General features: G+C 59.1%; 4 protein-coding genes. All 4 read right to left on the reverse strand.

What is annotated here, in order from left to right; genetic code table 11:
* On the reverse strand, window positions 1–632 hold a 632-nt coding region (locus tag P8O11_RS04860; RefSeq protein WP_300292228.1), incomplete at its 3' end, for a gamma-glutamyl-gamma-aminobutyrate hydrolase family protein.
* Window positions 633–745: 113 nt separating this feature from the next.
* Window positions 746–1,306 carry a sarcosine oxidase subunit gamma gene (locus tag P8O11_RS04865; RefSeq protein ID WP_300292231.1) on the reverse strand — a complete coding sequence of 187 codons (561 nt, stop codon included), beginning with the start codon at window positions 1,304–1,306 and terminating at the stop codon, window positions 746–748.
* A complete protein-coding gene (locus tag P8O11_RS04870; protein WP_300292233.1) occupies window positions 1,299–4,310 on the reverse strand; it encodes a sarcosine oxidase subunit alpha family protein in 3,012 nt (1,003 codons plus the stop codon). The genes P8O11_RS04865 and P8O11_RS04870 overlap by 8 nt, the downstream gene beginning before the upstream one ends.
* On the reverse strand, window positions 4,307–4,560 hold a 254-nt coding region (locus P8O11_RS04875), incomplete at its 5' end, for a sarcosine oxidase subunit delta (protein WP_300292235.1). The genes P8O11_RS04875 and P8O11_RS04870, both read right to left, overlap by 4 nt.

The raw sequence follows: 4,560 nt of genomic DNA on the forward strand, positions 1-4,560 counted from the left end.
GCCTCTGGCGTACCGTCATGGGCATAGCCTTCAATCACAACCCGCGGACCTGCCTTGCAAATACCTTGGCCATGAAGCGTGTTGGTCATTACGGCCTCCGCGCCGACAAGCTTGTGAAAGCGCCCACCTGTCTCAAAGCGGACCTCGTGGCGCAGCTCGAATTTTTCCTCAAGCGTGCCATCTGGCGGCATCCGGTGATTGTCGCGGCCCGGGAGATCGCGAATTTCGGGGTGAAGCGTTGAGCCAAAGGCCACGGCCACTTCCTGAAAGCCACGGCAAATGCCAAAAAACGGCTGGCCACGTTCCACACAGGCGCGTACGAGAGGCAGAACAATCGCATCACGCGCGCGGTCAAACTCGCCATGCGCCTCGGTCTCGGCCTCACCGTATTCCTCGGGGTGCACATTGGGCCGCCCGCCCGTGAGAAGAAATCCGTCGCAGACCTCCATCAACTCTTCAACAGAGACAAACCGCGGGTCCGCGGCGATCAGCATAGGCAAACAACCCGCCACCTGCGCCACGGCCTCGGTGTTTATGACCCCGCCCCCATGGGTGAGGTAGGTTTCGTTGATCAGATGCTGGTTGCCGATGATCCCCACAACGGGGCGGCGCTTGGGCGTTTCATGTTTCATAGCCGCATAGGTAATACGGGATTTCAGTTAAGAAAAGCCTCTCTTGCGCAGGATATGCAAAAGGCCCCCGCATCCCGCGAGGGCCCTGTGTAAATTTTGAGCGCTGTGACGCTTTAGTAAACGCCGACTTCACTGCCCGTCTGCGCGGCTATTTTGAGCGTGCCAAACATATACTCCGCGCCCGAGCGAAAGCAGACCACAGTCAGCGCGTCAGCCTCATGCATCCAAAAAGCGGCCGCCACTTGAGCAATCCGCGTACGGCGGATTTCGCCCGCCTGAAAGCCGCTCATGTCCACAGGGGCCAGCTTGGCGATCACTTCACGCGCATGCTTGCCCGAAACCGTAAAGACAGCCCGTGCATCGGAGACATTCTCGGCCATAAAGTGCTGGCCTTTCAGCGCTTTGTTAAGCTTTTCGACAGCGCCGTCCGCCTCGTCATGAGGGACCATCACAAGCACTTCGTCAGGGCTCATCCACGCCAGACCGCTCTCGCCGTTGACAACACAGCCGCGCTGGCCAGGCATATCAACGCCACTGACGGCCTTCAACGCAGCCTTCACCTTGCTGGCGGACAGATCACCCCGAAAGCTGAGCATCCCGCGCAAGCCCGCTTCTTTTACCGAGGCAATCCCCTCAAAGGACGCGCCAGCAAGGGCGCTTCTCACATCAGACATTTTGCTTCTCCCCTTCAGGGTCATAGAAAACCGCGCTCACAATCTTGGCGGTATAGGTTTTCCCGTCTGTTCCGGGGAAGTCCACAGTCTCGCCCATGCGCTCGGGGCCCTTGTGGATCAGGCCCATAGCGATGCCCTTGCCCAAAGTCGGCGAGAAATATGTCGAGGTCACACGCCCCTGCACATTGCGCTGGCTGTTGGCGTTTTTCCCCTCAGCGACAGCATAGGCCCCGTCAGGAATAACCGAGCCATCAACCGTTTCAAGCCCGACAAGTTGCCAGCGCTCAGGGTCAGCCATAAAGGCACGCTCCTGTGCGCGCTTGCCAAGGAAGTCTTCCTTCTTCTTGGAAATAGCCCAAGACAGGCCCAAGTCCTGCGGAATGATCGTTCCGTCGGTCTCATCGCCAATCATGATAAAGCCCTTCTCGGCCCGCATCACGTGCATCGCTTCAGTGCCATAAGCGGTCGCGTTAAACTCGGCTCCGGCCTCAAACAGCGCATCCCAAAGCGCGCGCCCCTGAGAGGCAGGCACAGCAATCTCGTAAGACAGCTCCCCCGCAAACGAGATACGGAAAATCCGCGCATCAAAGCCACCCAGCTTGCCTGAAGTATACTCCATAAAGCCAAGCGCCTCTTTAGAGACATCAACGCCTCCGAGCTTCTCAAGCACTTTGCGTGAGTTCGGCCCGACAACACCGATCTGCGCCCATTGCTCGGTCGCATTGGTCACATAGACCTTCCAGTCCCACCATTCGGTCTGAAGCCACTCTTCCATATGGCCATGGATGCGCTCAGCGCCCCCCGTGGTGGTGTGGCAGAGGAAGGTTTCCTCATCGAGCCGCACAACCACACCATCGTCAGACAAGAAGCCGTTTTCAGAGCACATTAGCCCATAGCGGCATTTGCCAGGCTTCAGCGTGCTCATCATATTGGTGTAAAGCATATCAAGGAACTTGCCCGCATCTGGCCCCTTAACGATCAGCTTGCCGAGTGTGGAGGCATCCAGCAAACCAAGGCTCTCGCGGGTTGCTAGAATCTCACGGTTCACCGCCTCATGCACGCTCTCGCCAGCGCGCTGATACGTATAAGCGCGCCGCCATTGACCCACTGGCTCAAAATAGGCGCCATTGGCCTCATGCCAGTCATGCATCGGCGTGCGACGCAAAGGCTGGAAGACCTCTCCGCGCGCTTCCCCCGCAATAGAGCCAATCGAGATCGGCGTATAAGGCGGGCGGAACGTGGTTGTGCCCGTCTCGGGGATCGCCTGTCCAAGCGTTTCCGACAAAACAGCCAAGCCATTGATATTGCTCAGCTTGCCTTGGTCAGTCGCCATACCGAGCGTGGTATAGCGCTTGGTGTGTTCGACACTTTCGTAGCCTTCTTGCGCCGCAAGCTGAACATCGGAGACTTTGACATCGTTCTGATAATCCAGCCACGCCTTCATACGAAGCTTCGGCCCCGCACCCTGCGGCATCATCCAGACAGGTTCAAGCGGCGCTTCTGCCGCCTGCTCGAACTCTGGCAGCTTGACAGCTTTGGCTGTCAGCCCAAGCGCCTCAACAGCCTTGCGCCCCGCATGGTCCGCATCGGCCAGACCCACGCCCATATCCATCACACCATTGGCCGCACCTGCTGGGATAACAAATCCCTCGCCTGTCGCGCCCAAGGGCGGCCGTGTCTCGTCAGGGCGGAACATCGCGTGCTCCTCATCCCAAACAAGCTTGCCGCCGCAATGGCTCCAGAGGTGTACAACAGGCGACCAGCCGCCTGACATAGCCACCGCATCGCAAGCGATCTCCTCAAGCACACCGCCTTCGCCAGCCTGCGCACAAATCTTGACAGATTTGACGCGCTTGCCGCCAGTGACTTTGGCAATCGCCTTGCCATTCTCCACACGGATGCCGGCTGCGCGAGCCGCGTCTGCCGCCGCTCCGCCGCCGCCTGCGCGGGCGTCAAGGATCACAGGCACATCAAGCCCAGCCGCCTTGACAGCCAGCGCTGTTTTGTAAGCATCGTCATTATTAGTCACAACAACCACACGGTCGCCCGCGCTCACGCCATAATCGGCGATATAGTCGCGCAAAGCCCCCGCCAGCATCACACCGGGGATGTCGTTGCCCGCAAAGCTGAGGGGCCGCTCGATCGCACCAGACGCCGTGATGATCTGGCTCGCACGGATTTTCCAAAGGCGATGGCGTGGCCCTGCCAGCTCTGGCGCATGGTCGCGCAGGCGCTCATAGCCGAGAAGGTAGCCGTGGTCGTAAACCCCTGCACCCATCATCCGCGAACGCAGCGTGACGTTTTCCATCGCTTCAAGCTCGGCCACAAGGCGTGAGACATACTCAGCCGCAGGTGCGCCATCGAGCGCGCCGCCATCGACAGCCGCGCGCCCGCCCCAGAACGGATCTTGCTCCATAAGGAGCACTTTCGCGCCTGAGAGAGCCGCTGTTTTGGCCGCTTGCAAGCCTGCAAGCCCGCCGCCGATAACTGCGACATCCGCAAAGAAATAGAAGTGCTCGTAGGTGTCCGCATCGCGTGCCTTGGGCGCTTGGCCAAGGCCCGCTGAATGGCGGATAAACGGCTCATAAATGTGCTTCCAAGCGAACCGCGGAAAGAGGAACGTCTTGTAATAAAATCCGGCAGGCAAGAAGCGCGCAAACGAGTTGTTGATCACCCCAATGTCAAACTCAAGGTTTGGCCAGTGGTTCTGTGATTTGGCGGCCAGCCCGTCAAAAACTTGCGTGGTCGTGGCGCGTTGGTTTGGCTCAAACTTGCCGCCCTCACCCATGTTCATCAAAGCGTTCGGCTCTTCCGCGCCGCTCGCCACAACGCCACGAGGGCGGTGATACTTGAACGAACGGCCCATCATCATCCGGTCATTGGCCAGAAGTGCCGAGGCCAGCGTGTCGCCCTGAAAGCCCTTCAGGCTCTTACCATTGAAGGAAAAAGTAACAGGCTTTGAGCGGTCAATACGGCGTCCGCCGTGCGTGAGACGTGTGCTCATTTGAAGTTCCTCCAGCTCCATCCCGGGCGCTTGGCCGACAGGATGTCTTTAATCTCTTTGGGCGGTTCAAGCGATTGAGCACTATACGTCCCAAACACTTCGAGCGTCATTGTGCAGCGCGCCGCGTGAAACCACTTGCCGCAGCCGTTCGCATGACGCCAGCGCTCGAGATGCACCCCCTTGGGGTTCTCGCGCATGAACAAATACGTCTCGAAGTCCTCATCCGACGAGCCAGGACCAAAGCGCTTCA

Source organism: Lentibacter sp. (genome assembly GCF_029254145.1).
Lineage (GTDB): Bacteria > Pseudomonadota > Alphaproteobacteria > Rhodobacterales > Rhodobacteraceae > Lentibacter.